We start from the raw sequence: 25,654 nt of genomic DNA on the forward strand, positions 1-25,654 counted from the left end.
GCGCGGCGCATAGCACAGGTTGAGCGCGAAGTCATGCCGTGCACGCCAAACTGGGGTCCGCCGTCGGTGTCCCGATCGCCACCGTCCCCGTGAAGGACGATCGCCGCCGGTGGACGCGATGTCGTTGGCGGCGATCACTTAGTCGTGTTGGCGTAACGATCCCCATCGCGCCTTCGAACCCTAAATGGGGCAACTGTGCCCCTACAGAATGGGAGTATGCAGGATGAAATCGATCAAGCTCGCCGTCGTTGCCGGCTTCGCCGCTCTTTGCGCCTCGCAGGCGTTTGCCGAGGACGCGATGGGCACCATGAGCATGATGAAAGGCGGACAAGTGACGGCGATCATGCCCGACGGGCATATGGGCACCATGACGCCGGACGCGAAGATGGGCGCCGACATGATGAAGATGGCCAAGCCGATCAAGCACTGCATGATGATGATGACCGACGCCAAGGGCAAAGCCTACATGATCGACACCTCGACCAAGAAGGCCCAGGCCGAATGTGAAAAAATGGCTATGTGACGATCCCGCAAGGATGTTCCCGCCGGCTTGGAGGCCGGCGGGACGAGCAACTTCCATATTATCCGCGCGTCTCCCCGCGCCTACCTGTCGATGGAGAGCGTATCGATCCCGGTGCTCTGGTCGGTTTCCGGTGGCGGCGGCGCGGCCCCGCGGGCTCGGTAGGACGGCAGGTCAGGAGCGCCGGCCGCTACGGGATTCGGTTCGAGTCGCGCGATCAGACGCTTCATTTGCGTGATCTCGCGCACTTGGGCGTCGATGATGCCGTCCGCGAGCTTTCGCACCTCCGGGTCGCGGATATGGGCGCGTTCGCTGGTCATGATCGCGATCGAGTGGTGCGGGATCATGGCCTTCATGTAAGAGACGTCGCTCACGGTTTCCTGGCTTCTGACCAGCCACAAGGCACCAGCGAATACGAGCATGCCGCCGATGACGATGCCGACATTCGCGGCCACGCTCCCGTACATCCCCCACATGAAGCCGATCATGACGATGGCCATGGCGGCGCCCATCACGATGGCCATCCACACCCGGGTCTGGCTGAAGAAAACATGATCCAGCGCATAGGTGTTCAGGTACATGAGCCCGTACATGAGGACCGTGGAAACCAGGATCATCGCGGCGAATCTGACATAGCTCATGACTGCGGGCTCCTTGTTCAAAGGGACACAACCGCGACGGTGGGCTTTTTGATCCCGTCCGATCGGCAGACTCACACTTGATCGGCGTCATGCCTGTGTTAGGGCTGGGTTTTCCCCCCGAGGGCAGACATGGCCGGCCAATCGCGAAAACACCCCATGCTGCGGCGTTCGCGCGCCATGTGGGCCTCGCGCCGCGTCTGGCAGCCACGTCTGGTGTTCTGGGCCGGTGCGATCTCCATCGGCCTGATCAGCGTGCTCTTTGCCGTGCTGGCCGACAAGGCGCAGGCGCTTTTTCATGTCGTGATCGGCAATGACGGCGGCTGGCGTTTCTATCTGCCGCTGGCCATCACGCCGCTCGGCTTTGTGCTGTGCGCCTGGCTGGCGCACGCCTTCTTCCCGGGCTCGCAAGGCAGCGGCATTCCGCAGGCGATCGCCGCCCGCCACCTGCGCGACGACGACGACCGCAGCCACATCCTGTCGCTCAGGCTGGTGGCGGGCAAGATCGCGCTCACCCTTGTCGGCCTGTTCTGCGGCGCTTCGATCGGCCGCGAGGGACCGACCGTACAGGTCGGCGCGTCGCTGATGCTGCAGGCGGCGCGTTGGGGCGGCATGGCGCAGGCGCGCGGCCTGATCCTGGCCGGCTCGGCGGCGGGCATCGCGGCGGCGTTCAACACCCCGCTCGCCGGCATCGTCTTCGCCATCGAGGAGATGGGCCGCACTTATGAGGCGCGCACCAACGGACTGGTGCTGACAGCGGTCATCCTGGCCGGCCTCGCCTCGCTCGGCGTGCTCGGCAACTACACCTATTTCGGCGTGTCCAAGGAGACGATCTCGTTTGCCGTCGACTGGCCGCTGGTGATCGCCTGCGGCGTCATCGGCGGCGGCTTTGGCGCCTTGTTCTCGTTGCTGGCCCTCAAGGCGACACGGCGTATCCGACGCTGGAACGCGCTGCAGCCGCTGTGGCGCGCGCTGCTGGTGGCCGCGATCTGCGGACTGGCGGTCGCGGTGATCGGTATCGCCTCGGGCGGGCTGACCTTCGGCACCGGCTACGCGCAGGCGCGCAGCGCGGTCGAAGGCACGCCGCTGCCCTGGTTCTTCTTTGCCGAGAAATTCGCGGCCGGCCTGCTGTCGATGATCTCAGGCATTCCCGGCGGCATCTTCGCGCCCTCGCTGGCGGTCGGCGCCGGCATCGGCAGCTCGCTCGGCCTGATGTTCGGGAGCAGCGCGGGCGTCGCGGCCCTGCTCGGCATGGCGGGCTATTTCGCCGGCGTCGTGCAAGCGCCGATGACGGCTTTCGTCATCATCCTCGAAATGACCGGCAATCACGACAATGTCATCGGCCTGATGCTGGCTTCGATGCTGGGCTACGGCACGGCGCGGCTGATCTCGCACGAGCCGCTTTATCACGCCCTGTCGCGGGTGTTCATCGCCGAGGCGATCCGGCGGCGGCGGGCGGAGGCCGCACCGGAATCAGGGCTGGGCTGAAAAAGCAAAGGCCGGGCGTTACGGCCCGGCCTTCGGTTCAAAAACGAAGATAGCCTATTTGCACTTGGCGATCGAGGACAGCGCCGCCGAAATGCCCTTAAGCGAGAAGACATAGTTCGTGGGATTGCCGCGGCCCGACTTCGCCGACACCTTCATGTCGGTTCCGGTCTTCATCGCGGCGATCAGCACTGGCTCTTCCGCCGCGTTCTCGACCCAGGCCGATTTGCCGCGCGTGAACATCGAGAAGCTCTTCTTGTCGATGGTGACGGTGGCCTTGGAACCTTCCTGGAAATTGTAGCCGGCGATGAACTGAGGCTCATAGGACACTTGCTGGCCGGGCCGCTGGCTGACGAAGAAGAACATGTCGCCATGGTCGAGCGTCGGCGGCTGCTTGTCGGTCGGCACGGTCAGCACGTAGCAGACCTTGCCGCCCGAAGCCTGGTAGCTGTAGGTCCCCCAGGCATTGTGCTGGCCGATCTTGGTCGCCTGCTGCGCCAGCGCCGGCGCCGCCGAGGCCGCCAGGACCAGGCTCGAAACTAGTACAATCAATCCGCGCATCGTTTTTCCCGTATTCCAAATGGTGCGGAGGCGGGCCGCGTGGCGTCCTGCCGTCGCTTCATTTTGATTTAATCTGGGTTACCAAACGGTGAATTTCCCAAGAGAAAAGGACCTTCACCCCAGGAAACCGCCGCCATTTCCGCGCCGCCGCCTTGTCAGCGGCCGGCTCGGTGTCCCTTTGGCGACTTGGAGGCCACGAAAACGGCAAGAGTTTGACTTCTAACCCGCCGCTGAACGCCCCTGTCCAGCGGTCGAGCCGTCGCGGCGGGATTCGGCCGGCGGGACTTCAGCTCTTATCGGCGATGGCGTCCTTGGCGGCTTGCCGGTGCGCGGGCGTGATATGGGCGCTGACGGCGGTGATCGCGGCGGTCAGCACGGCGATGTCGTCGGTGAAGCCGAGACCGAAGATGAAGTCGGGGATGAGATCGACCGGCAGGACGAAATAGCCGAGCGCGGCCACCAATATGCCCTTGGCACGCAGCGGCGTCTTCTTGTCCATGGCGCAGTAATAGGCGGCGACGACATCTTCCATGAACGGAATCTGCCGAGCGGCCTTCCTGGCCGTGCGCCAGAACTTTTCACGCACTTCGCCTTCGCCGGCCAGCTTGTCGCCAAAGCCGAAGAAATCAAAACCGGATTCTTGCGCCATCAATCTCTCCTTGCGGGCCTGATGCGCGTCTTAGCGCACGTCCGCCGATCAAAATGTGGTGAAAGCTTAACCCGGCTGCAAGATGCGGGCGCCGATTTGCCGGGTCCGCGCCGGGCCTGGACGTTGGACAGCCCGTGTTCAGCCGCCGAAATAGCGGTTCATCTTCTTCGCCAATTCGATGTCGAGCGCCGTCACGCCGCCGGCGTCATGCGTATTCAGGGTAACGCTGACGGTCTTGTAGACATTCGACCAATCGGGATGGTGGTCCATCTTCTCGGCGGTCAGCGCCACCCTGGTCATGAAGGCGAAGGCTTCGGAGAAATTGGCGAAGGTGAAGGTGCGGCCGATCGAGGCGCCGTCGTCCGCCAGTGCCCAGCCATCAAGCCCTGTGAGCGCTGCTTCGGCGGCCTCCCTGCCCAGTTTCTCTCTCGTCATGTCCGCTTCCCGTGCTATTGGGCTGAAGTCGTCACCATAGCGCCGGATCCATGATCGCGAAGCCCATAAATTCCATTCTTTTCGTCTGCCTCGGCAACATCTGCCGGTCGCCGCTGGCCGAAGGCATCCTTGGCGCCGTGCTGGCTGAGCGCGGATATGGCGGCGATATCGTGCTCGATTCGGCCGCGACCAGCGGCTGGGAGGTCGGCTCCGCTCCCGACCCGCGCTCGATCGCCATCGCGTCTCACCACGGCATCGACATCTCGCGGCAGCGGGCGCGCAAGATCATGCCGGAGGATTTTCACCGCTTCGACCTGATCTTCGGCATGGACCGGTCCAACGTCGCCGACCTGAAGGCGCTGGCGCCGGCGGCGGTGCGCGACCGTATCCACCTGTTCCTGGAATTCGCCGAGGGAAGGCCGCGCGATGTACCGGACCCCTACTATGAGGACCAGCAAGCGTTTGCCGAGGTCTATCGCATGATCCGCGAGGCGTCGGAGGTGCTGGCGACACGGCTGGCGGCACGCGTATCGACGCCGGACAGCGGCCATGCCTCCTCGACAATATAGGGGCCGCCACCCACCGAATCGCGCGACGACATCAGCACGAAACGGCCGATGCGGAACGGCAGCGTCGAGAAATTGCCGCGCGCCGACAGATATTGGGCGACGTCGAGCGGGCTCGAATTGCGCAGCCGCGCCAGCGTCACATGCGGCATGAACCTGCGCGGATCGGCGGGAATGCCGAGCCGCTGGCAGATGCGCTCGATTTCGGCCTGAAGAGCCGCCATATCGGGCGAGGGCGAAGCGCCGGCCCACACCGCATGCGGCTTCTTCTGGCCGAAAGCGCCGACACCCGACAGCGTCAGCGAGAAGGAAGGACGGTGCACCCGGTCGAGCGCGTTGGCGATCTCGTCGGCGACATGGCCCTGGACGTCGCCGATGAAGCGTAGCGTCAGATGGTAGTTTTCGACGTCGATCCAGCGGGCCCCGGGCAGGCCGCCCCGGAGCAGGGACAGCGAAAGGGCGGCATCACGCGGAATTTCGAGGGCGGTGAAAAGACGCGGCATGAAGAGCCTCCCTTCCTCGAATCGAAACTGTCATCCCTAGCGAATCATCGATAATCAAATGGAGCAAGTGGTTTGTTGGTCCCGGATGCAATCTAGATGCAATCTAAAGCTTCCGCAGCGGAACCGGTTCCATCCGACTTCACGATCCTCCTGGCGCGGCCGCCATGGCCTTCTCGACGGTGGGCAGGATGCGTTCGACCATCAGGTCGACGCCGCGAGCACTCGGATGCAGGCCGTCCTCGAGCTGCAGGCCGGGCTGGCCGGCGACGCCGTCGAGGAAGAACGGATAGAGCGGAACATCGTATTTGCCGGCCAGGTCAGCAAAGATGGCGTCGAAGGCGATCTGGTAGTCGGCGCCGAGATTGGGCGCCGCCCGCATGCCGGCCAGCAGCACGGCAATCTTGCGCTCTTTGAGCTTGCCTAGCATCTCGTCCAGGTTCCGTTTGGTGATGTCGGGCGCGACGCCGCGCAGCATGTCGTTGGCGCCGAGTTCGAGGATCACCAGCTGCGTGCCGTCAGGCACCGACCAGTCGAGCCGCGCCAGGCCGCCGCTGGAGGTGTCGCCGGAGACGCCGGCATTGGCGACGACGACGTCATGGCCCTTGGCGCGAAGTGCTGCCTGCAATTTGTCGGTAAAGCCCTCGCCCGGGCCAAGGCCGTACCCCGCCATCAGGCTGTCACCGAAGCCGACGATCTTGAAAGGCGCGGCGCGCGCCGACGAGATGCCGCCGCAGATGGCGAGGAAAACGACCAGGCCTGCGGCAAAGCGGCGTTTGAAAGACATGCGGCAGGCCCCATATGACAGAGAATTCTTCCGGCGATGGCTTCCGACAGGCAGAGCCTCCCTTTCCATATAGGACGCTTTCATTTTGACAGAAGCCGTCATCGCGCTGAAAGACATATCCCTGACACTCGGCGAAGGCGCTTCGTCGGTTCATGTATTGAAGGGCGTCAGCCTCGACGTCGCGCGCGGCGAGGCGACGGGTATCGTCGGTCCGTCGGGGTCCGGCAAGTCGACATTGCTGATGGTGCTGGCAGGGCTGGAGCGGGTCGATTCCGGTACGGTGCGCATTGCCGGCGAGCTGCTCAACGGGAGAAGCGAGGACCAGATCGCTTCGTTTCGCGGCCGAAACATTGGCATCGTGTTCCAGTCCTTCCACCTCATCCCCAATATGACGGCGCTCGAAAATGTCGCCGTGCCGCTGGAACTGGCCGGCCACGCCGATCCCTTCTCGGTGGCGGAGCGGGAACTGGCGGCCGTCGGCCTCAGCGACCGCGTCACCCATTATCCTGGCGAACTCTCCGGCGGCGAGCAGCAGCGCGTGGCGATCGCCCGGGCGCTGGCACCATCGCCGCGCATCCTGATCGCCGACGAGCCGACCGGCAACCTCGATCAGGCGACGGGGCGGCAGGTCGCCGATCTGCTGTTCGCCAAGGCCGCCGAACGCGGCATGACGCTGGTGCTGGTCACCCACGATCCGGCGCTCGCGGCGCGCTGCTCGCGCCAGGTTTCGATGCGCTCCGGCCGGATCGAGGCGCCGCCGCCGGTCAGGATCACCGCCTGATGCCGCTGGCGCGGACCTTGAAGCTTGCCATCCGCTTCTCGCTGCGCGAGATGCGCGGCGGCCTGTCCGGCTTCCTCATCTTCCTCGCCTGCATCGCACTCGGCGTGGCGGCTATCGGCGGCGTCAATTCGGTGGCCCGCTCCATCACCGCCGGTGTCGCCGATCAGGGCCAGACGCTGCTCGGCGGCGATCTTCGCTTCCAGATCAACCAGCGCGACGCCAGCCGGGCAGAACTTGGCTTTCTCGACGGGCTGGGCGTGGTTTCGCATACCACCGGCATGCGCTCGATGGCGCGCCTGGCTGACGGATCCGACCAGGCGCTGGTCGAGGCCAAGGCTGTCGACGAGGCCTATCCGCTCTATGGCGCGCTGGAAACCGAACCGGTGCTGACGAAGCAGGAACTGTTCGGCAGGCAGTTCGGCGTTTTCGGCGCCGCGGCACCCGATCTCTTGTTCGAACGGCTGCATCTCAAGATCGGCGACCGGCTGAAGCTCGGCACCGCCACGTTCGAACTGCGCGCCAGGCTGGTGGCCGAGCCCGACGCGGTCTCCGACGGGTTCGGCTTCGCGCCAAGGCTGATGATCTCGACCGAGGGCCTGGCCGCCACCGGGCTGATCCAACCGGGCAGCCTGGTCGAGAACGCCTACAAGGTCCGGCTGCCCGCCGGTGCCGACGAGGCGCGGCTCAAGGCCATCCAGGACCGGGCGGCCAAGGATTTTCCGCAGGCCGGCTGGTCGATCCGCACGCGCAGCAACGCCGCACCGGCGCTATCCTCCAACATCGAACGCTTCTCCCAGTTCCTGACGCTGGTCGGGCTCACCGCGCTGGTGGTCGGCGGCGTCGGCGTCGCCAATGCGGTGCGCGCCTATCTCGACGGCAAGCGCGGCGTCATCGCCACCTTCAAGAGCCTGGGGGCGTCCGGCGGCTTCGTCTTTGCCGTCTACCTCGTGCAGATCCTGATCATCGCGGCACTTGGCATCGTGCTCGGCCTGGTGCTCGGGGCGCTGATGCCGTTCGCGGCGAGTGCCGCGCTTCAGTCGGTCATTCCGGTGCCGGCGCAGGGCGGCTTCTATCCCGGCGCGCTCGCCATGGCGGCCCTGTTCGGCCTGCTGGTGACGCTGGCCTTCGCGCTGTTGCCGCTCGGTCGCGCCCGTGACGTGCCGGCAACCGCGCTGTTCCGGGAGATGGGACTGGAAGGCCGGGGCCTGCCGCGCCCCGTCTATGTCGTTTGCGCGCTCGGCATCGCGCTTTTCCTGGCAGCGCTGGCGATCCTGTTTTCGGGCGACCAGCGCATCGCCTCGATCTTCGTCGGCGCCACCGTTTTTGCTTTCCTGGTGCTGCGTCTCGTCGGCGGACTGGTGCAATGGGCAGCCCGGAAAAGCCCGCGCGTGCGCTTTGTCGCGCTCAGGCTCGCCATCGGCAACATCCACCGGCCCGGGGCGCTGACGCCGTCCGTGGTGCTGTCGCTGGGGCTTGGGCTGACGCTCTTGGTGACACTGGCGCTGATCGACGGGAATCTCAGGCGCCAGATCTCCGGCAGCCTGCCGGAGCGGGCGCCGAACTTCTTCTTCGTCGACATCCAGGGCAGCGAAGTCGATGCGTTCTCCTCGCTGATCGCGAAGGAGGTGCCGCGGGGAACGCTGGCCAAGGTGCCGATGCTGCGCGGCCGGGTCATGGCTCTCAACGGCGTCGATGTCGACAAGGTCAAGGTGCCGGCCGAGGGCGCCTGGGTGCTGAAGGGAGATCGCGGCCTGACCTATGACACCAGGCAACCGGAAAACGCGACGCTGACAGAGGGCAAATGGTGGCCCGACAACTATGCCGGCGAGCCTCTGGTTTCGTTTTCCGACAAGGAAGGCAAGGAAATCGGGCTGAAGCTCGGCGACACCATCACCGTCAACGTGCTCGGCCGCAATGTCACCGCCCGCATCGCCAATTTCCGCCAGGTCGAGTGGGAAACGATGGGCATCAATTTCGTCATGGTGTTCTCGCCCAACACATTCGCCGGCGCCCCGCATGGCTGGATAGCCACGCTCACCGAAAAGAACGCCTCGGCGGCCGACGACGCGCGCGTCCTCAACGCCGTCACCCGCGCCTTCCCCGCCGTGACGACGGTGCGGGTCAAGGACGCACTCGACATCGTCAACCGGCTGGTCGGCCAGCTCGGCACGGCGATCCGGGCGGCGGCCGGCGTGGCGCTGATCGCCTCGGTTCTGGTGCTTGCCGGCGCGCTTGCCGCCGGCAACCGGGCGCGCATCCACGACGCTGTGGTGCTGAAGACGTTGGGCGCCACCCGGCGAACGCTGATCACGGCATTCTCTCTGGAATACATGCTGATCGGACTGGCCACCGCCATCTTCGCGCTCGCCGCCGGCAGCGCCGCCGCCTGGTTCGTGGTCGCACGCATCATGACGCTGCCATCGCATTTCATGCCCGAGGTGGCGGTGGCGACGATTGCCTCTTCGCTGGTGATCACGGTCGGCATCGGCCTTGCCGGCACCTGGCGGGTGCTCGGCCACAAGGCGGCACCCGTGCTGCGAAACCTCTGATTCGCCGGCGGGCGCCGCCTGCCCGGGTTAAATGTTGGTAAGAATGCCGTCCGAAACGGCCGGCGAAGCGGCATTTTGGCCTGTCACGAACCGTTACACCCGGTTACGGTCTTGTTCTTGACGCGAATAACCATCATATTCCGCGCAGGCATGCTGGAGCCCCCCAGCGGCGCCTGGGTCCGCAAGAGGCCCGACACCGGACGGGGCAGAAGCAACGAGGATTTCCAATGGCTGATCCCATTCGCAACTATCAGACGTCGGCGGTGCCCGGCGTCCGCGCCGACATCGACCAGGGTCTGCGCGCCTACATGATCAAGGTCTACAATCTGATGGGGCTTGGCCTGCTCATCACCGGCCTTGCCGCCGTCGGCACGATCATGCTGGCCACCACCACCGATCCGGCTTCGGCCGTCGCGACGCTGCCGAGCGGCGAGATGCTGACCTCGTTCGGCTACGCGATCTTCGGTTCGCCGCTGCGCTGGGTTGTCATGCTGGCGCCGCTGGCCGCCGTGTTCTTCCTGTCGTTCAGGATCCAGTCGATGAGCGTCGCCGCCGCGCAGACCACCTTCTGGGTCTATGCCGGTCTGGTCGGCCTGTCGCTGTCGTCGATCTTCCTGGTCTACACCACGGCAAGCATCTCGCAGACCTTCTTCGCCACCGCCGCGGCCTTCGGCGCGCTGTCGCTGTTCGGCTACACCACCAAGCGCGACCTGTCGGCGATGGGCTCGTTCCTGATCATGGGCGTGTTCGGCATCATCATCGCCTCGGTGATCAACATCTTCCTGCAGTCGTCGGCACTGACCTTCGCCGTCTCGGCGATCGGCGTACTGGTCTTCGCCGGCCTCACCGCCTACGACACGCAGAAGATCAAGGAGATGTATTTCGAGGGCGACGCTTCCGATGTCGCGGGCCGCAAGGCCATCATGGGCGCGCTGTCGCTCTACCTCGATTTCATCAACCTCTTCATGTTCCTGCTCCAGTTCATGGGCGACCGCCGCTAAGCGGTATTGGACCATCGACTCCTGGAAGGGCGGCCCAACGGCCGCCCTTTTCTTTTAAGCGGGCCTCTGCTGTTATCGAAAGCACAAAAGAGGCTTGCATAAAGAATGAGCAACATCGCGATCAGGCCGGCGACCCCGGCCGACCTCGACGCCATAACCGAAATCTACGCCGACGCGGTCGCCAACGGCACGGCGAGCTATGAACTGGAGCCGCCCAGCCGCACCGAGATGGGGACGCGATTCGCCGCACTCGCGGCCGGCGGCTTTCCCTATCTGGTGGCGGAAAAGGCAGGCGCCGTGCTTGGCTATGCCTATGCCGGCGCCTTCCGGCCGCGCCCGGCCTATCGCTTCATCGTCGAGGATTCGGTTTATGTCGCGCCTGACGCCAAGGGCCAGGGTGTCGGCCTGAAGCTGATGCAAAGCCTGGTCGCGGCGGTCGAGGCGGCGGGCTTTCGCCAGATCGTCGCGGTGATCGGCGATGGCCGCGCCGACAGCGCCTCGGTCAGGTTGCACGAGAAGCTCGGCTTCCGTCATTCCGGCCGCCTCGAAGGCTCCGGCTACAAGCACGGGCGCTGGTTGGACACGGTATTCATGCAGCTGTCGCTCAACGGCGGGGCATCGCTGCCACCTGATCCGGATTCGCTGCCGGAGCGGAAGTTCCGGAAGGGGGAACTGAAGAATTGAGGAATAGGACACGCGGCGCCTGACGTAAGCGCCCCTTTCCTTCGTTCCTCAATTCTTCAGTTCGCAATTCACCCCTATACCAGCTTCAGCTTGCTGTCGAAGACGCCGAGCACGCGGCCAAGCTCCTGGCCGCGTTTGAGGATGCGCCCGCCCGCCGCGATGACGGCGAAGGCGCCTTGCTTGCGCGCCAGTTTCGGATCCTTGACGATCTGGAACAGCGGCACTTCGCTGGCACGGCGGAAGACGGAAAAGACAGCGCGGTCGGTGAGGTGATCGATGGCGTAGTCGCGCCATTCATTGGCCGCGACCATGCGTCCGTAAAGCCTGAGGATCTGGTCCAGTTCGCGCCGGTCGAAGCGGACCGGCTGGTCGAGGCGTGCGCTGCGCGCCTCGTGCAGCGGGATCAATATTGCGGATGCGTCTCCATCCCCCATCCCGCCGCCGTCATCGATCATGCCTGCCTCGATCCTTCAAAATGAATCTTTGCCAACCAAAGTTGGCCCCTTCGCATCGCAATTGCAAGAGCCGGGGAAGCGAAGGCAGCGGCGCGCCGTTTCCGTTGCGTCCAGTCACGTTTGTGAAACGCGTGTTGGAATTGGTGATGCTTCGCCACATTTCCGCCTTTTTTTATCCGCGCTCCTGCCCCAATGTCCGACGAATTTACCGGCGTTGCCTGAGACGGTTCGGTCCGGCACCGGCTCGTAAACCCCAAGCCCCCCGCCCACGGGTCTGCGTCGGATCGAACCAACCTCGGCCTTTCCTCGGAAAAGCCAGGTGCGACGATCCCAAAACCTAAATGACCGACGTCAGAAGCAAGCTGACGTCGGTTTTTTCGTTTTTGGGCCTTGCACCCGGGACTGCGCGCCGACGGCATCGGCGTAGGGCCGAAAGCGGCCAACCCCGCGTCGCCATTCAATTCTGCCGACCGTGCTTGCCATTTTCCGTTTCACTTAATAGGGTGTTAAGTGGAAACGGAGACGACAATGCCACACGCATCGGACTCCCCAGTAAAACAGTTGAATGGCGGGGCGGCCGTGCCGGAGGCCGGCGGGGTCGGCCCCCGTATCAAGGCACTGCGCACGGCGCGGCGCGTCTCGCTGCGCCAGCTTGCCGACATGACGGGCACCACGGCGAGCTTCATCAGCCAGCTCGAGCGCAATCTGTGCGGCGCCAACACCGGCACGCTGCTCAAGATCGCCGCCGCTCTCGATCTCGGCATCAACGATCTGTTCGAGGACAATGCCCGTCCCCTGCACAAGGTGCTGAGGCGCGAGGAGCGGCCGGTCGTTCCGGTCGGCCTCCAAGGCCGCAAGATGCTCCTGTCGCGGCGGCCGATCCGTCAATTCGAAGTCTATGCCGGTCATTTCGAGGTTGGCGGCTCGACCGGCGACGAGACCTATGTGCATGGCGGCGAGCATGAAATGTTCATGGTGCTCAAGGGCACCGTCGAACTGACGCTTGCCGACGAGCGCCATCTGATGCGCGAGGGCGACAGCGTCGAATACGCAACCTCGGTGCCGCACCGGACCGTCAATGTCGGCGACACGCCGGCCGAGGTGCTCTGGATCATCGCGCCGCCGACCGCCGGCGCGCTCGAACTCGATCGATACAGGCCCGGAAACCGCTCGCATCCGGGTGAATGAAAACAATGCGAGTTCTGCAAATGGGAGAGATGATCATGAAACTGAGATTTGGACATGCGGCGGCCGTCGCCGTGCTTATGGCGGCGACCGCCGCGCTCGCGCAATCCAAGCCGGTGGCGGGAGAGGTCGCCGAAGGCTCGCTGAAGGGCAAGACGCTGACGCTCGTTTCCTATGGCGGCATCTACCAGGACGGCCAGGCGGCGGCACTCAAGGAGTTCGTCGACAAGTCCGGCGTCAAGCTGCTCAATGACGGCCCGACGGAGATCGCCAAACTGCAGGCGCAGGTCGAGTCCGGCAATGTGACCTGGGACGTCGTCGATACCGACGACCTGCCGCCCTATGTCTATTGCGGCAAGCTGTTCCAGAAGCTCGATCTGACGAAGCTCGACGTCTCGAAAATCCCGGAAGGCCAGGTCGGCGAATGCTCGGTGCCGGCGATGAACTACGGTGTCGTGCTGATGTACAACAAGGAAAAGTACGGGGATAATCCGCCCAAGAGCTGGGCCGACTTCTTCGATACCCAAAAATTCCCCGGCGTGCGTGGCATCGACGGCTCCGGCAGCCCGACCGGTGGCCTGCTGGAACAGGCTTTCAAGGTTGCCGGCGGCGATCCGAAGGCGATGACGGTGGCCGATATCGACAAGGCCATCGATGTGGTCCGCAAGCTCGGCCCCGACACGATCTTCTGGAAGACGGGTGCCGAATCGCAGCAGCTCGCCGAATCCGGCGAGGCCGACATGCTGATGATGTGGACGGGCCGCGCCATGACGGCGGTCAAGAACGGCGCCAAGTACGCGCCCGCCTGGCAGGATTGGCTGGTGGTGATGGACCAGATGACGATTCCGGTCGGCGTCAAGGATACGGATGCGTCCTACGCGCTGCTCAATGCCTATCTCGGCAAGCATGCCCAGGAGATATTGGCGGAGAAGACCTCCTACACGCCGATCAACAACGACGCGCAGCCCAAGGTCGACGCTTCTGTTGCCGCCTACCTGACCAATACGCCTGAACGCCAGAAGCAGGGCTACAAGCAGAACTTCAAGTTCTGGGTCCCGAACTTTGCGGTGGCGCAGGAGAAGTGGTCGGCGCTGATGGCCGGCAACTGACCGGCTGACGGGAAGCAAGGGCCGTGAGCGCGTCCGAGCCAACCATTCCGGCCGCCGAAAGGCGCTGGGCATGGCGGCCGTTCGCGCTCGCGTTGCCGGCCCTGGTCCTGCTTTTCGCGGTGATCGGCTATCCGCTGCTGACCATCGTGCTGCGCAGCCTGTCGGAACCGGAGTGGGGAGCGCAGAACTATGTCTGGTTCTTCAGTGCGCCGATCAACCTTGTCGTGCTCCAGCGGACCTTCGTCATTTCGGCGTGGGTCACGCTGGTGTGCGTGGTCTGCGCTTATCCCTACGCCTATCTGATGACCGCGGTCGGGCCGCGCGTTCGGCTGGTGCTGCTCTTGTGTGTGCTGATCCCGTTTTGGGTGAGCGGCGTGGTGCGCACCTTGTCCTGGGTTATCCTGCTCCAGGATTCAGGCGTCATCAACTCGGTCCTGCGGTCGCTCGGGCTCGGTGGCGTCAGGCTGATCCGCACCCAGACGGGCGTGGTCATCGGCATGGCGCAGGTGCTTTTGCCGTTCATGATCCTGCCGCTCTATTCGGTCATGAAAGGCATCGATCTCAGGCTGATGCGCGCGGCGCAAAGCCTTGGCGCGCGGCCGTCCCGCGCCTTCTTCACCATCTACCTGCCGCTGTCGCTGCCGGGCGTCTATGCCGGCGCGATCATCGTCTTCATCCTGGCGCTCGGCTTCTACATCACGCCGGCTTTGCTCGGCGGTCCGCGTTCGACCATGCTGTCCACCCTGGTGCAGACACAGGTGCTCAGCCTGCTGCAATGGGGCCGTGGCGGCGCCATGGGCGTGGTGCTGCTGGTCACGACCTTCGTGCTGCTGGCGCTCGCCGCGCCCGTCATGCGGTCCCGGTACCGGGAAGCGGAGCGGCGCTAATGGAGATGAAGCCGCTCACCCGCGTCATCCTCGGCCTTGTCTGCCTGCTGGTGGCCATATGGCTGGTGGCCCCGACGCTGGTCGTGGTGCCGATGTCGTTCAACGAGAACAAGTCGCTGGCGTTTCCGCCGCAGGGCTTTTCCTGGCAATGGTACCAGAATTTCGCCACCAACCCGGACTGGTCGAACAGCTTCCTCAATTCGCTGAAGGTCGCCTCGATCGTTGCCGTGCTGGCAACGGTGCTCGGCACGCTTGCCGCCTTCGGCCTCGACCGCATGAAGGCGCGGCCGGCAAACCTGCTGCGCATGCTGATGTTGACGCCGATGGTGGTGCCGGGCGTGGTGCTGGCCATCGGCATCTACGCGGTCTATCTCGATACGCGGCTTGTCGGCACGCTGCTCGGCTTCGTGCTCGCCCACACCATCCTTGCGCTGCCTTTCGTGCTGATTGCCGTCTCGGCCAATCTCGAAGTTTTCGACAGGCGGCTCGAGACAGCCGCGGCGAGCCTCGGCGCCAGCGCGCTCACCACCTTCCGCACGGTGACGCTGCCGCTGATCGCACCCGGCGTGCTGTCGGGCCTGCTGTTCGCCTTCGCCACCTCCTTCGATGAGATCGTCGTGTCGCTGTTCATCACCAATCCCTACCTCAAGACATTGCCGGTGCAGATCTTCGCTTCCATCACGCGCGACGCCGACCCGACGGTCGCGGCCGTCGGCACGATCCTGTTGTTTGCCACCACGATCCTGATCGGCGGCGGCATGCTTCTTCTTGGCCGCGAGCGGAAAGGACGCCAATGACCCCGGGGCAAGACAGCAGGGGCGCGGCGATCGATCTCAGGTCGATCAGCAAGGCCTATGGCAGCTTCAAGGCGCTGGACGGCGTGTCGCTGCACATCGAGGCCGGCGAGTTCATGACGCTGCTCGGACCAAGCGGCTCCGGCAAGACGACGACGCTCAACGTCGTCGCCGGCTTTACCGAGGCCAGTTCCGGCGCGCTGGAAGTGGGCGGCAAGAGCGTCGTCGGCGTGCCGGCGCACAAGCGCAACATCGGCGTCGTCTTCCAGCATTACGCGCTGTTTCCCCATATGACGGTGAGCCGCAACGTCGCCTATCCGCTCGCCTTGCGCGGCGTGGCGGGAGCCGAGCGCGAACGCCGGGTGCGCCAGGCGCTCGACATGGTCAAGATGGCGGATTTCGGCCATCGCTTCCCCAGTGAGCTTTCGGGCGGCCAGCAGCAACGCGTGGCGCTGGCCCGCGCCATCGTCTTCGATCCGCCGCTGCTGTTGATGGACGAGCCGCTCGGCGCGCTCGACAAGAAACTGCGCGAATGGCTGCAGCTCGAGATCAAGCGCATCCACCGCGAACTCGGCACCACCTTCGTCTATGTGACGCACGACCAGGAAGAGGCGCTGGTGCTGTCGGATCGCATCGCCGTGTTCAACCGGGGCCGGATCGAACAGATCGGTACCGGGCGCGAGCTGTATGACGAGCCGGCGACGCTGTTCGTCGGCAAGTTCATCGGCGATTCCACCGTGCTGCGCGGGGCCGCCGCCACCTCGGGCCAGGAGACGGCGATCGAGATATCAGGCCAGACGGTGACAACCGCCAAGCGTCTCGCCAATGGCGGCAGGCCGGTCATGCTGCTGCGTCCCGAAAAGCTGGCGCTCGCCCGCCCTGGTGCCAGCGGCGACGGCCGCAACCGGCTCACGGGCCGTATCGGCGAAGCCATCTATCTCGGCTCCGGCTCAAAATACGAGGTCGACCTGGCCGACGGCTCGAAAGCCATCGTGCGCTCGACGCTGGAAGCAGACAGTTTCGCCATCGGAGACGAGGTCGAGGTGCTGTTCGCCGGCGCCGACGTGAAGCTGCTCGACGACGACGACAAGGCTGACCTGACGCTCACCTGATTTCGGAACGGATTTCAAAAATGCAAGCCAAGCACAATGGCGACGTGTCGTTCTGGTATGCCGATATCGGCGGCGTGCCGGCCTACCGGCCGTCCTTGCCCGGCGACATCGAGGCAGATGTCTGCATCGTCGGCGCCGGCTACACCGGCCTGTGGACCGCCTATTATCTGAAGAAGGCGCAGCCTGCGCTGCGCATCGCCATCGTCGAAAAAGAGTTCGCGGGCTTCGGCGCGTCGGGCCGCAATGGCGGCTGGCTGTCGGGCGGCTTCAGCTGGTCGCGCGAGAAATACGCAAAGACCTCCTCGCGCGGCGCGGTGATCGACATGCAGCGCGCCATGTTCGGCACGGTCGATGAGGTGATCGCGGTGACGGAAGCCGAAGGCATCGACGCCGATATCCGCCGCGTCGACAACATCACCGTCGCCACCAACGCGGCACAATTGCAGCGCGCCAAGGCCGAATACGAGGAGCTGCTGCGCTGGGAGATGCCGCCGGAGCGGCTGGCCTTCCTCGACGCGCGGGAGGCGCGTCAGCGCATCGCCATCGACAAGGTGCTGGGCGCCTTCGTCGTGCGCAACGTCGCGCGTGTCCAGCCGGCGAAGCTGGTGCAAGGCCTGGCGGCGGCTGTCGAGCGGCTTGGCGTGCCGATCTACGAGCAGACGCAGGTGCTGGCGATCGAGAAGGGCAAGGTCACCACCAGCAGAGGCATCGTGCGGGCAGGGAAGATCATCCGCGCCACCGAAGGCTTCACGGCTGGCATTCCCGGCTACGAGCGTCTCTGGCTGCCGCTGAACAGCGCCATCGTGGTGACCGAGAAGCTGCCGCAAGAACTGTGGGACCAGATCGGCTGGAACGGTTACGAGGTGTTGGGCGATGCCGCCCACACCTATTGCTACGCGCAGCGCACGCGCGAAGGCCGCATCGCCATGGGCGGCCGTGGCGTGCCCTACCGCTTCGGTTCGCGCACCGATGTGCGCGGCCGGACCCAGCAGGCGACCATCGACCAGTTGCATGAGGTGCTGACCAGGCTGTTGCCGCAGACCAAGAGCTTGCGTCTCGACCATGCCTGGTGCGGGACGCTTGGCGTACCGCGCGACTGGTGCACCACTTCAGGCTTCGACCGGGAAAGCGGCATCGGCTGGGCCGGCGGCTATGTCGGGCTCGGGGTTTCCAGCTCCAACCTGTCAGGCCGCACCTTGCGCGATCTCGTGCTCGGCCACGACACCGAGCTGACCCGGCTGCCCTGGGTCAACCGCACGGTCAAGAAATGGGAACCGGAACCGCTGCGCTGGCTCGGCGTGCACACAATGTACCAGCTCTATCGCATCGCCGACCGGCGTGAAGCAAACGGCCTGGACCGGACCTCGCGCCTTGCGGCCTTCGCCGATCGCCTGACCGGACACTGAAAGCATTCGAGCAGGAAATGTAGCGGTTTCCGTCTGGAATTGCGCCGAGCCCGTGACCTTACAGCTTACGATCGAGGGAGGCCTCGGATCCCGGTTTGTGGATGAAAGCCGCACCCAGGATGGGGCCTGGCAGGCCATCCTTGCCGACCGACTGCAAAAGCACGGCGCAGCCGCCTTTCTTGGTGATCTCGCTCAGCGGAAATTCGTAGCGCTGCGCCTTGCCATGCCACATGCCGGCGGTCTGGATCCCGGTGACCGCGTTCCAATAGGTCATCTTGCGGCCGGAGTTCTCGCCCTGGCCGATCTTGACCGTCTGCGGCGCGTCGAAATAGACGATGACGACATGGGCGTCGTTCGGGCCGGTGCCGGCGTCACCTGCGTCGATGATCACACGGTCGCCGGTGCGGCTGACCTTGATGGGCACACGCATGCCTTCGCCGGCACGGGCCATGCGGGCAAGCGCGCCGTCGACCTCACCGCGATTGGCGCCGTTGACATGCATGCGGCCGTTCAGGACGGCCTGCGGCGTATAGACCGAACGGCTGCTGAAATAGCGCATATAGTCATATTGCCGCTCGGTGTTTTCCTTGTGGCTCAGCGTGTCCTTCCAGCCGAGATAGTCCCAGTAATCGACGTGATAGGCGAGTGCGACAAGGTCTTGCCTCGTGGCGAGTTCGGCGAAGAACGCGTCCGCCGGCGGGCAGGAACTGCAGCCCTGGCTGGTGAACAGTTCGACCACGCCGAGCGGCCTGTCGGATTTTTCGGCCTGGGCCCTTTCGGGCTCGCTGGCATGCCCAGCGCCGGCAAAAGCCGAGAAGGCCAGCGCGAAGGCTGCCAGCCACAATGATCGTCGCGAGGCCATGACCATTCCAATTCCCGCCGGTGATGCCGGCTTTGTTCTGCTTTGCCGAAATATGTGGCAGAACGGGAAGTCAACGGGAAGTCACGTTGCGGTGAAATTTTACCGCTGCAATCGTGAGGTAAGGCCGCAATAGGAGCAGCCGCTGCATTTCAAGGCGTGGTTCGATTGAGCGGCGGCATCATCGCCATGCGGCAGGTTCTCCTCACCGCCATCGATCTCTATTGCGAACGCACCGGCCCTGGACTTTGGTCCGGGCCGTTCAATGCTTCGACGACCTTGCCTTCATCGCGGCAGGACTGTGCGGCATGCTGGTCTGCTGTGCCGCGGCAGGGGAGTAGCGAGTAGTGAGCAGGGGCGTCCCCTGCATCCCACTCGCTACTCGCTGTTTTCTAGGCCGCCAGATCGCGCAGCACGTACTGCAAGATGCCGCCGTTCTTGAAGTAGTCGAGCTCATCCAGCGTATCGATGCGGCAGATGATCGGCACGTTCTTCACCGTGCCGTCGCCATAGGTGATCTTGGCGGTCATCGTCTGGCGCGGCTTGATGGCGCTCAATCCGTCGATCTCGACCAGCTCGTCGCCCTTAAGGTTGAGGGAAGCCCATGAGGTGCCTTCCTCGAAGACGAAGGGGATGACGCCCATGCCGACCAGGTTCGAACGATGGATGCGCTCGAAGGACTGGGCGATGACGGCGCGGACACCCAGCAGGTTGGTGCCCTTGGCCGCCCAGTCGCGCGACGAGCCATTGCCGTATTCGACGCCGGCGAAGATGACCAACGGCACGCCTTCCTTCTTGTACTCCATCGCCGCGTCGTAGATCGATTCCTCTTCCTTGCTGGGATAGTGGATGGTGTAGCCGCCCTCGCGGCCGTTCTCGCCCAGCATGTGGTTGCGGATGCGGATGTTGGCGAAGGTGCCGCGCATCATCACCTCATGGTTGCCGCGCCGCGTGCCGTACTGGTTGAAGTCGGCGACGCCGACGCCATGGTCGGTGAGGTATTTGCCGGCCGGCGAGGCGGCCTTGATCGAACCCGCCGGCGAGATGTGGTCGGTGGTGATCTTGTCGCCGAACAGGCCGAGCACCCGGGCGCCCTTGATGTCGCCGATCTTGCCGAAACCCGTGGTCATGCCGGCGAAGTAGGGCGGGTTCTGCACATAGGTCGAATTGTTGTCCCAGGCATAGGTCTGGCCTTCCGGCGCCTTGACGTTCTGCCAGTACTCGTCGCCCTTGAAGACGTCGGCATATTTGCGGGCGAACAGCTCGCGGGTGACGTTCTTCTCGATGAACTCCTGGATCTCGGCCGAGCTCGGCCAGATATCCTTGAGATAGACCGGATTGCCGTTCCTGTCGTCGCCGAGCGGCTCCGTGGTCAGGTCCTTGGTCACGGTGCCGGCCAGCGCATGCGCCACGACCAGCGGCGGCGACGCCAGGTAGTTCGCCTGCACGTCGGGCGAGACGCGGCCTTCGAAGTTGCGGTTGCCGGAGAGCACCGCGGCGGCAATCAGGCCCTTGTCATTGATGGTTTTTGAGATCGGAGCGGGCAGCGGGCCGGAATTGCCGATGCAGGTGGTGCAGCCGAAGCCGACCAGGTTGAAGCCGATCTGGTCGAGCTCCTTCTGCAGGCCCGACTTTTCCAGATATTCCGCCACCACCTGGCTGCCGGGGGCCAGCGAGGTCTTTACCCACGGCTTCTGCTTCAGGCCAAGGCGGTTGGCGTTGCGGGCAAGCAAGCCCGCGCCGATCAGCACTGATGGGTTCGAGGTGTTGGTGCAGGAGGTGATGGCGGCGATGACGACGTCGCCATGGCCGAGGTCATGGTCGGTGCCTTCGACCGCATAGCGCTTGGAGATTTCCGCCGCCTTCTTGTATTCGGTGTCCATCGCCTTGGCGAAGCCGGCCGGAATGCCTTCCAGCGCGACACGGCCCTCGGGGCGCTTGGGACCGGCCATCGACGGCACGACGCTGTCCAGCTCCAGTTCGAGCAGGTCGGTGAAGACCGGGTCGGCGGAGCCGGCCTCGCGCCACATGCCTTGCGCCTTGGAATAGGCCTCGACCAGGGCGATGCGGTCCTCGCTGCGGCCTGACATTGTGAGATAGCGGATGGTTTCGGAATCGACCGGGAAGAAACCGCAGGTGGCGCCGTATTCGGGCGCCATGTTGCCGATGGTGGCGCGGTCGGCCAGCGTCATGTTGGACAGGCCGGGGCCGAAGAACTCGACGAACTTGCCGACGACGCCCTTCTTGCGCAGCATCTGGGTGACGGTCAGCACGAGGTCGGTGGCGGTGACGCCCTCCTTGAGCTTGCCGGTGAGGCGGAAGCCGATGACTTCCGGCAGCAGCATGGAGACCGGCTGGCCTAGCATGGCCGCCTCGGCCTCGATGCCGCCGACGCCCCAGCCGAGCACGCCAAGGCCGTTGATCATGGTGGTGTGCGAATCGGTGCCGACGCAGGTGTCGGGATAGGCGGTGGTTTCGCCGTCCTCGGTGTTGGTCCACACCACCTGGCCGAGATATTCGAGATTGACCTGGTGGCAGATGCCGGTGCCGGGCGGCACGACGCGGAAGTTGCGGAACGCCTGCTGGCCCCATTTCAGGAACTTGTAGCGCTCTTCGTTGCGCTCATATTCGAGCTCGACATTGCGGGCGAAGGCCATCGGCGTGCCGAACTCGTCGACGATGACGGAATGGTCGATGACGAGGTCGACCGGCACCAGCGGGTTGATCTTCTGCGGATCGCCGCCAAGCGAGGCCATGGCGTCGCGCATGGCGGCGAGGTCGACCACGGCCGGGACGCCGGTGAAATCCTGCATCAGCACGCGGGCCGGGCGATAGGCGATCTCGACGCCGGCGGTGCCCTTGTCGGTCAGCCAGCCTGCCACCGCCTGGATGCTCTCCTTGGTGACGGAGCGGCCGTCCTCGTTGCGCAGCAGGTTTTCCAGCAGCACCTTCATCGAATAGGGCAGCTGGGCAATGCCGGTGAGGCCGTTCTTCTCAGCCTCGACGAGGTCGAAATAGACATACTCGGCGTCGCCCGCTTTCAGCGTGCGGCGGCAATTGAAACTGTCGAGGGATTTTGACACGTGCGATCCGTCCTTGTCTGTTCAGCCTGAAAGGGAACGGACGCCGATGGCATGCAATCACGCGCAAAGGTGCGGGTACGGCCATTTCCGCTGTCCGTTCCCAAGCAACCCGAGCCGTTCAAGGCGGCGCGTGCGCTGGTTCGGCGCTAATTCTGTTCCCGCGCCGACCGCTGGCACGGATGCCCCGCATATAGAGAATTTTCTGGAATAGTTCTAGACAGTTGCTGAGCAAATTTGTGCGATGCGGCAGCGCTCGCGAAACATTGATTTCAGGGCAGGCGAGGGATGCGGCTTATCGCCGAAAATCTGGGCGGCGAACGCGGCGGCGAGCCGGTTTTCTCCGGCATCGGCTTTGTCCTCGATCAGGGCCGGGCCCTGGTCGTCACCGGGCCGAACGGTTCGGGCAAATCGACCTTGCTCAGGGTGGTCGCCGGCCTGCTGCCGAAAACCGAGGGCCGGCTGCTGCTCGAAGGCGGCGGCGACGAGTTCCCTTCGATCGGCTCGGCCTGCCACTATCTCGGCCACCAGAACGCGATGAAGACGGCGCTGAGCGTGACCGAGAATTTGCGCTTCTGGCGGGAGTTCCATGGCGAAGGCCGGCTCGATGTGGACGAGGCGCTGGAAACGGTCGGGCTCGGCGGCATCGGCCATTTGCCGTTCGGCTATCTCTCGACCGGGCAAAGACGCCGCGCGGCGATCGCGAAACTCTTGGTCAGCCATCGGCCGCTGTGGCTGCTCGATGAGCCGACGGCAGGGCTGGACAAGGCTTCGGAAGCGCGGTTTGCAGGGCTGATGCGCAGGCATTGCGAGGAAGGCGGGATGATCGTGGCGGCCACGCATCTGCCGCTGGGATTGGAAGGGGCGAAAGAGTTGGCGATGGGGGAGGCCTTTTGATGACTGCACCCTACGGCGCTCCCCTTCTTCAACAGGGGACCACATCGTAATGTGGTCCCTCTTCCTGCGCGACATCCGCCTCTCGATCCGCGCCGGCGGCGGCGCGCTGACGGGCGTCATCTTCTTCCTCGCCGTCATCGCCACCATCCCTTTCGGCGTTGGGCCGGATCTCAAGCTGTTGGCCCGCATCGGTCCGGCGATCCTGTGGATCGGCGCGCTGCTTGCCTGCCTGCTCGGCCTCGACCGGCTGTTCCAGGCCGACCGCGAGGACGGTTCGCTCGATCTCCTGGTGCTCGGCAACGACCGGCACATGCTGGCGCTGACGGTGCTGGTGAAGTGCGTCGCGCATTGGGCGGGCAGCGTCCTGCCGCTGGTGGTCGCGGCCCCCCTGCTCGGCCTGTTCATGAACATGGAACCGTTGGCCATAGGCGCCACGGCGCTGACGCTGCTGGTCGGCACGCCGGCAATCACCTTCATCGGTGCCGTGGGCGCCGCGGTGGCGGTGGCGCTGCCGCGTGGCGGCCTCTTGATCTCGGTGCTGGTGCTGCCGCTGACCATACCGGTGCTGATCTTCGGCGTTTCGGCGAGCTATGGCGCGACGGCCAATCCCGATCCATTCCTGCAGCCCTTCCTCATTCTTGCCGCGCTGACGCTGTTTCTTGGTGTGCTGGGGCCGACCGCAGCGGCGCTGGCGCTGCGCCACGGCACCGATTGAGGCGCCAGAGGTCTGAAGGCTGCGGCGTGGCGGCCGATTGCGAAGCCGCCGGCGCGCGGCTAAGGGAAGACATGATCGAACGAGGCGGAAAGACCCGGCTGGAACGAGACGCGGCGATGGAGCGGCGCGCATGAGCGCGCATGCGCTCTACGTCGCGGCGGCCTACACGATCACCGCCGTGGCACTGGCCGGGCTGATCGGCTGGATCCTCATCGACCAGCGGGCGCGCAAGCGCGAACTCGCCGAACTCGAGGCGGCCGGCGTGCGCCGCCGTTCCGACAAGGCAGCCAAGTCATGAGCACAGGGACGGAAACGCCGGCCCGTCGCCGCCTGTTCGTATTTTTGCCGCTGCTGGTCTTCCTCGGACTGGCCGGACTGTTCCTGTCGCAGCTCTTGTCGGGACGCGATGTCTCGGAAGTGCCGTCGGCGCTCATCGGCCTGCCGGCGCCGCGGACCAACTTGCCGCCCCTGGAGGGCAGCAATCTGCCCGGGCTCGATTCGAAAGCCTTCGCCGGCAAGGTCACGCTGGTCAACGTGTTTGCGTCCTGGTGCGCACCATGCCGGGAAGAGCACCCAGTGCTGCTGGCGCTGGCGCAGGACAAAAGGTTCGCGATGGCGGCGCTGAATTACAAGGACCGGCCGGAAAACGCCCGCCGCTTCCTCGGCGACCTTGGCAATCCGTTCCAGGCAATCGGCGTCGACGAAGCCGGCCGCACGGCGATCGACTGGGGTGTCTATGGCGTGCCGGAAACCTTCGTCATCGGCAAGGATGGCAAGATAGCCTACAAACATGTCGGCCCGCTGACGCCAGAATCCGCCAGGGAGCTTCTGCTGCCGCAGATCGACAAGGCGCTGGCCAAGCCGAACTGAAGCGATGTCGCGAAGACCTGATATCCCTTGGTTTGTACACGTATATGGTTGAAGCGGAGCGGATGGCTCCGCGCCACCTCAATTCGGCCCACCCGGCCGTGGCGGCGACAGTACATCCTCGGCCGAGAGCACCCGCGCTTCCGAAGGCAGCATGATCGGGATGCCGTCGCGCACCGGATAAGCGAGCTTGGCGACTCGCGAAACCAGCTCGCCGCGCTCGGGGTCCCAGGCCAGCGGCCCCTTGGTCAGCGGGCAGGCCAGGAGTTCCAGCAGCTTCGGGTCAACATTCGTCTTCTTTCCGTCGCGCCCATCCGCCATTGGGTCCTCTTCCGTTTCACGCCAAGCATGTCAGGATCTGTCGAGATCCGTCAGGCCGTTATTTGCAGGCCGGCTGGATATCGACGCATTCCTACTGCAGGCTCGAGCCAAAATCCTCATTCTCGCGCGCCAGCGTCATCTCGGTGATGGCGATCAGCGTTTCGGCCCTGGTTTTCAGGTCCGCGGCCTCGAGCAATGCCTGCTTCTCGGCCGGTCCATAGGGCGCCATCATCGACAGCGCGTTGACCAGCATGGCGTTTTCGGCGCGGCTGACGCTTTCCCAGTCGGCTTCCAGGTCATTGGCCTGCAGATAGGCGCGAAAGGCTCTGAGCAGCGCCGGCCGGTCGATTTCATCAGCCGCCTGCTCCTCGTCAAGATCGGCGAGGAAGGGCGCCGGCTTCGCCTGGCGGAACGGCGTCTTGACCGTCAGCTCGTGGGCGACGCGGAACCGGCACACGCCTTGCAGCGAGATCAGGTAGCGGCCGTCGCCGGTCTCGGAAAAGGCGATGATGCGACCGATGCAGCCGACGTTGCAAAGCTCCGGCTCGCCATCCTCGCGCAATGCGCCATTGAGGCCGGGCTGGATGACGCCGACGAGCCGCGAGCCGGCGACCGCCTCGTCCACCATCTGCAGGTAGCGCGGCTCGAAGATGTTAAGCGGCATGCGGCCGCCCGGCAGCAGCAGCGCGCCTTCGAGCGGAAAGAGCGGGATCGTCGACGGCAGATCCTTGGCGAGCCGGTAATGCGCGTTTCCCGCTTGCACCTCGTTCCTCCGATCGCTTCCCTTGCGAAGCGTCAATCCTGCCCTGTC

28 protein-coding genes are annotated in these 25,654 nt (G+C 64.8%); 17 read left to right on the top strand and 11 right to left on the bottom strand.

Annotated elements, in window-relative coordinates; translation table 11 throughout:
- The first annotated feature begins 223 nt into the window (after window positions 1-223).
- A complete protein-coding gene (locus FJ936_RS17035) occupies window positions 224-523 on the top strand; it encodes a hypothetical protein (protein WP_015314947.1) in 300 nt (99 codons plus the stop codon).
- Window positions 524-603: 80 nt separating this feature from the next.
- Here the strand turns inward: FJ936_RS17035 and FJ936_RS17040 are convergent, their stop codons facing one another.
- On the bottom strand, window positions 604-1,161 hold the full coding sequence (locus FJ936_RS17040) for a DUF305 domain-containing protein (RefSeq protein WP_140719665.1): 558 nt from the start codon (window positions 1,159-1,161) through the stop codon (window positions 604-606).
- 129 nt (window positions 1,162-1,290) lie between these two features.
- Here FJ936_RS17040 and FJ936_RS17045 point away from each other — a divergent pair, with 129 nt between their 5' ends.
- Window positions 1,291-2,646 (top strand): chloride channel protein, encoded by a 1,356-nt coding sequence (locus tag FJ936_RS17045; RefSeq protein ID WP_140660410.1) that lies wholly within the window; start codon window positions 1,291-1,293, stop codon window positions 2,644-2,646.
- Between the two features lie 54 nt (window positions 2,647-2,700).
- Here FJ936_RS17045 and FJ936_RS17050 read toward each other — a convergent pair whose 3' ends face one another.
- The 3 genes from FJ936_RS17050 to FJ936_RS17060 all read right to left on the bottom strand — a co-directional run bounded on the left by FJ936_RS17050 (window position 2,701) and on the right by FJ936_RS17060 (window position 4,288).
- A complete protein-coding gene (locus FJ936_RS17050) occupies window positions 2,701-3,204 on the bottom strand; it encodes an invasion associated locus B family protein (protein ID WP_141906801.1) in 504 nt (167 codons plus the stop codon).
- 286 nt (window positions 3,205-3,490) lie between these two features.
- Window positions 3,491-3,853 (bottom strand): YkvA family protein, encoded by a 363-nt coding sequence (locus FJ936_RS17055; protein WP_015314943.1) that lies wholly within the window; start codon window positions 3,851-3,853, stop codon window positions 3,491-3,493.
- A 138-nt stretch (window positions 3,854-3,991) separates the two neighbouring features.
- Window positions 3,992-4,288: a 4a-hydroxytetrahydrobiopterin dehydratase gene (locus FJ936_RS17060; RefSeq protein ID WP_015314942.1), complete on the bottom strand. Its 297-nt coding sequence runs from the start codon at window positions 4,286-4,288 to the stop codon at window positions 3,992-3,994.
- Window positions 4,289-4,338: 50 nt separating this feature from the next.
- On the opposite strand from FJ936_RS17060, the gene FJ936_RS17065 reads away from it, so the two are divergent.
- A complete protein-coding gene (locus tag FJ936_RS17065) occupies window positions 4,339-4,857 on the top strand; it encodes a low molecular weight protein-tyrosine-phosphatase (protein WP_015314941.1) in 519 nt (172 codons plus the stop codon).
- Here the strand turns inward: FJ936_RS17065 and thpR are convergent.
- A complete protein-coding gene (thpR, locus tag FJ936_RS17070; RefSeq protein ID WP_140618242.1) occupies window positions 4,761-5,357 on the bottom strand; it encodes an RNA 2',3'-cyclic phosphodiesterase in 597 nt (198 codons plus the stop codon). The two genes, FJ936_RS17065 and thpR, sit on opposite strands and share 97 nt — an antisense overlap.
- 139 nt (window positions 5,358-5,496) lie before the next feature.
- Complete coding sequence (locus FJ936_RS17075) at window positions 5,497-6,141, bottom strand: arylesterase (RefSeq protein WP_140793865.1); 645 nt, start codon at window positions 6,139-6,141, stop codon at window positions 5,497-5,499.
- Between the two features lie 85 nt (window positions 6,142-6,226).
- On the opposite strand from FJ936_RS17075, the gene FJ936_RS17080 reads away from it, so the two are divergent.
- From FJ936_RS17080 to FJ936_RS17095, 4 genes are all read left to right on the top strand, one after another.
- Window positions 6,227-6,922, top strand: a complete 696-nt coding sequence (locus tag FJ936_RS17080; RefSeq protein ID WP_140793867.1) for an ABC transporter ATP-binding protein — start codon at window positions 6,227-6,229, stop codon at window positions 6,920-6,922.
- On the top strand, window positions 6,922-9,471 hold the full coding sequence (locus tag FJ936_RS17085; protein WP_140793869.1) for an ABC transporter permease: 2,550 nt from the start codon (window positions 6,922-6,924) through the stop codon (window positions 9,469-9,471). The genes FJ936_RS17080 and FJ936_RS17085 overlap by 1 nt, the downstream gene beginning before the upstream one ends.
- Window positions 9,472-9,698: 227 nt before the next feature.
- On the top strand, window positions 9,699-10,472 hold the full coding sequence (locus FJ936_RS17090) for a Bax inhibitor-1/YccA family protein (protein ID WP_015314936.1): 774 nt from the start codon (window positions 9,699-9,701) through the stop codon (window positions 10,470-10,472).
- A gap of 105 nt (window positions 10,473-10,577) precedes the next feature.
- Window positions 10,578-11,156 (top strand): GNAT family N-acetyltransferase, encoded by a 579-nt coding sequence (locus FJ936_RS17095; protein ID WP_140618237.1) that lies wholly within the window; start codon window positions 10,578-10,580, stop codon window positions 11,154-11,156.
- A gap of 74 nt (window positions 11,157-11,230) precedes the next feature.
- Here the strand turns inward: FJ936_RS17095 and FJ936_RS17100 are convergent, their stop codons facing one another.
- A complete protein-coding gene (locus FJ936_RS17100; protein WP_015314934.1) occupies window positions 11,231-11,611 on the bottom strand; it encodes a DUF2794 domain-containing protein in 381 nt (126 codons plus the stop codon).
- Between the two features lie 528 nt (window positions 11,612-12,139).
- Between FJ936_RS17100 and FJ936_RS17105 the strand changes: the two genes are divergently transcribed.
- The 6 genes from FJ936_RS17105 to FJ936_RS17130 are packed head-to-tail and all read left to right on the top strand — an operon-like array spanning window position 12,140 to window position 18,104.
- On the top strand, window positions 12,140-12,799 hold the full coding sequence (locus FJ936_RS17105; RefSeq protein WP_140719651.1) for an XRE family transcriptional regulator: 660 nt from the start codon (window positions 12,140-12,142) through the stop codon (window positions 12,797-12,799).
- Between the two features lie 35 nt (window positions 12,800-12,834).
- On the top strand, window positions 12,835-13,905 hold the full coding sequence (locus FJ936_RS17110; protein ID WP_181171355.1) for an extracellular solute-binding protein: 1,071 nt from the start codon (window positions 12,835-12,837) through the stop codon (window positions 13,903-13,905).
- 23 nt (window positions 13,906-13,928) lie between these two features.
- Window positions 13,929-14,792, top strand: coding sequence for an ABC transporter permease (locus FJ936_RS17115; RefSeq protein ID WP_140793871.1), 864 nt, complete (start codon window positions 13,929-13,931; stop codon window positions 14,790-14,792).
- On the top strand, window positions 14,792-15,589 hold the full coding sequence (locus tag FJ936_RS17120) for an ABC transporter permease (RefSeq protein WP_140660404.1): 798 nt from the start codon (window positions 14,792-14,794) through the stop codon (window positions 15,587-15,589). The genes FJ936_RS17115 and FJ936_RS17120 overlap by 1 nt, the downstream gene beginning before the upstream one ends.
- The gene (locus tag FJ936_RS17125; RefSeq protein ID WP_140793266.1) at window positions 15,586-16,698 is read left to right on the top strand and encodes an ABC transporter ATP-binding protein; all 1,113 of its coding nucleotides are present in this window, start codon (window positions 15,586-15,588) and stop codon (window positions 16,696-16,698) included. Before FJ936_RS17120 ends, FJ936_RS17125 begins: the two co-directional genes overlap by 4 nt.
- Before the next feature lie 20 nt (window positions 16,699-16,718).
- Complete coding sequence (locus tag FJ936_RS17130; RefSeq protein ID WP_140793264.1) at window positions 16,719-18,104, top strand: FAD-binding oxidoreductase; 1,386 nt, start codon at window positions 16,719-16,721, stop codon at window positions 18,102-18,104.
- Window positions 18,105-18,162: 58 nt separating this feature from the next.
- Here FJ936_RS17130 and FJ936_RS17135 read toward each other — a convergent pair whose 3' ends face one another.
- Window positions 18,163-18,972, bottom strand: a complete 810-nt coding sequence (locus tag FJ936_RS17135) for a thioredoxin family protein (protein WP_140822911.1) — start codon at window positions 18,970-18,972, stop codon at window positions 18,163-18,165.
- Window positions 18,973-19,355: 383 nt separating this feature from the next.
- Complete coding sequence (acnA, locus tag FJ936_RS17140; RefSeq protein ID WP_141906802.1) at window positions 19,356-22,046, bottom strand: aconitate hydratase AcnA; 2,691 nt, start codon at window positions 22,044-22,046, stop codon at window positions 19,356-19,358.
- Window positions 22,047-22,331: 285 nt separating this feature from the next.
- On the opposite strand from acnA, the gene ccmA reads away from it, so the two are divergent.
- The 4 genes from ccmA to FJ936_RS17160 all read left to right on the top strand — a co-directional run bounded on the left by ccmA (window position 22,332) and on the right by FJ936_RS17160 (window position 24,525).
- The gene (gene ccmA / locus FJ936_RS17145) at window positions 22,332-22,940 is read left to right on the top strand and encodes a heme ABC exporter ATP-binding protein CcmA (RefSeq protein WP_015314925.1); all 609 of its coding nucleotides are present in this window, start codon (window positions 22,332-22,334) and stop codon (window positions 22,938-22,940) included.
- A gap of 49 nt (window positions 22,941-22,989) precedes the next feature.
- Window positions 22,990-23,655: a heme exporter protein CcmB gene (gene ccmB, locus FJ936_RS17150; protein WP_023774435.1), complete on the top strand. Its 666-nt coding sequence runs from the start codon at window positions 22,990-22,992 to the stop codon at window positions 23,653-23,655.
- A 130-nt stretch (window positions 23,656-23,785) separates the two neighbouring features.
- Window positions 23,786-23,953, top strand: coding sequence for a heme exporter protein CcmD (gene ccmD, locus FJ936_RS17155; RefSeq protein WP_015314923.1), 168 nt, complete (start codon window positions 23,786-23,788; stop codon window positions 23,951-23,953).
- A complete protein-coding gene (locus FJ936_RS17160) occupies window positions 23,950-24,525 on the top strand; it encodes a DsbE family thiol:disulfide interchange protein (protein ID WP_141906803.1) in 576 nt (191 codons plus the stop codon). Before ccmD ends, FJ936_RS17160 begins: the two co-directional genes overlap by 4 nt.
- A 78-nt stretch (window positions 24,526-24,603) precedes the next feature.
- Here the strand turns inward: FJ936_RS17160 and FJ936_RS17165 are convergent, their stop codons facing one another.
- Both FJ936_RS17165 and FJ936_RS17170 read right to left on the bottom strand, forming a co-directional pair.
- Window positions 24,604-24,843, bottom strand: coding sequence for a Trm112 family protein (locus tag FJ936_RS17165; RefSeq protein ID WP_140618229.1), 240 nt, complete (start codon window positions 24,841-24,843; stop codon window positions 24,604-24,606).
- A 91-nt stretch (window positions 24,844-24,934) separates the two neighbouring features.
- Window positions 24,935-25,606: an LON peptidase substrate-binding domain-containing protein gene (locus tag FJ936_RS17170; RefSeq protein ID WP_015314920.1), complete on the bottom strand. Its 672-nt coding sequence runs from the start codon at window positions 25,604-25,606 to the stop codon at window positions 24,935-24,937.
- Between the last annotated feature and the right edge of the window lie 48 nt (window positions 25,607-25,654).

The sequence above is a fragment of the Mesorhizobium sp. B2-4-13 genome (genome assembly GCF_006658535.1).
Lineage (GTDB): Bacteria > Pseudomonadota > Alphaproteobacteria > Rhizobiales > Rhizobiaceae > Mesorhizobium > Mesorhizobium australicum.

Bases quoted from the DNA above. Each gene is read 5' to 3' on its own strand.
- FJ936_RS17075 (WP_140793865.1), bottom strand. From the start codon at position 6,141: ATGTCTTTCAAACGCCGCTTTGCCGCAGGCCTGGTCGTTTTCCTCGCC.
- thpR (WP_140618242.1), bottom strand. From the start codon at position 5,357: ATGCCGCGTCTTTTCACCGCCCTCGAAATTCCGCGTGATGCCGCCCTT.
- FJ936_RS17090 (WP_015314936.1), top strand. From the start codon at position 9,699: ATGGCTGATCCCATTCGCAACTATCAGACGTCGGCGGTGCCCGGCGTC.
- FJ936_RS17120 (WP_140660404.1), top strand. From the start codon at position 14,792: ATGGAGATGAAGCCGCTCACCCGCGTCATCCTCGGCCTTGTCTGCCTG.
- FJ936_RS17125 (WP_140793266.1), top strand. From the start codon at position 15,586: ATGACCCCGGGGCAAGACAGCAGGGGCGCGGCGATCGATCTCAGGTCG.
- FJ936_RS17165 (WP_140618229.1), bottom strand. From the start codon at position 24,843: ATGGCGGATGGGCGCGACGGAAAGAAGACGAATGTTGACCCGAAGCTG.
- FJ936_RS17110 (WP_181171355.1), top strand. From the start codon at position 12,835: ATGAAACTGAGATTTGGACATGCGGCGGCCGTCGCCGTGCTTATGGCG.
- FJ936_RS17100 (WP_015314934.1), bottom strand. From the start codon at position 11,611: ATGATCGATGACGGCGGCGGGATGGGGGATGGAGACGCATCCGCAATA.
- ccmA (WP_015314925.1), top strand. From the start codon at position 22,332: ATGCGGCTTATCGCCGAAAATCTGGGCGGCGAACGCGGCGGCGAGCCG.
- ccmD (WP_015314923.1), top strand. From the start codon at position 23,786: ATGAGCGCGCATGCGCTCTACGTCGCGGCGGCCTACACGATCACCGCC.
- FJ936_RS17135 (WP_140822911.1), bottom strand. From the start codon at position 18,972: ATGGTCATGGCCTCGCGACGATCATTGTGGCTGGCAGCCTTCGCGCTG.
- FJ936_RS17095 (WP_140618237.1), top strand. From the start codon at position 10,578: ATGAGCAACATCGCGATCAGGCCGGCGACCCCGGCCGACCTCGACGCC.
- FJ936_RS17105 (WP_140719651.1), top strand. From the start codon at position 12,140: ATGCCACACGCATCGGACTCCCCAGTAAAACAGTTGAATGGCGGGGCG.
- FJ936_RS17085 (WP_140793869.1), top strand. From the start codon at position 6,922: ATGCCGCTGGCGCGGACCTTGAAGCTTGCCATCCGCTTCTCGCTGCGC.
- FJ936_RS17035 (WP_015314947.1), top strand. From the start codon at position 224: ATGAAATCGATCAAGCTCGCCGTCGTTGCCGGCTTCGCCGCTCTTTGC.
- FJ936_RS17160 (WP_141906803.1), top strand. From the start codon at position 23,950: ATGAGCACAGGGACGGAAACGCCGGCCCGTCGCCGCCTGTTCGTATTT.
- FJ936_RS17130 (WP_140793264.1), top strand. From the start codon at position 16,719: ATGCAAGCCAAGCACAATGGCGACGTGTCGTTCTGGTATGCCGATATC.
- FJ936_RS17065 (WP_015314941.1), top strand. From the start codon at position 4,339: ATGATCGCGAAGCCCATAAATTCCATTCTTTTCGTCTGCCTCGGCAAC.
- FJ936_RS17055 (WP_015314943.1), bottom strand. From the start codon at position 3,853: ATGGCGCAAGAATCCGGTTTTGATTTCTTCGGCTTTGGCGACAAGCTG.
- FJ936_RS17060 (WP_015314942.1), bottom strand. From the start codon at position 4,288: ATGACGAGAGAGAAACTGGGCAGGGAGGCCGCCGAAGCAGCGCTCACA.
- ccmB (WP_023774435.1), top strand. From the start codon at position 22,990: ATGTGGTCCCTCTTCCTGCGCGACATCCGCCTCTCGATCCGCGCCGGC.
- FJ936_RS17040 (WP_140719665.1), bottom strand. From the start codon at position 1,161: ATGAGCTATGTCAGATTCGCCGCGATGATCCTGGTTTCCACGGTCCTC.
- FJ936_RS17045 (WP_140660410.1), top strand. From the start codon at position 1,291: ATGGCCGGCCAATCGCGAAAACACCCCATGCTGCGGCGTTCGCGCGCC.
- FJ936_RS17050 (WP_141906801.1), bottom strand. From the start codon at position 3,204: ATGCGCGGATTGATTGTACTAGTTTCGAGCCTGGTCCTGGCGGCCTCG.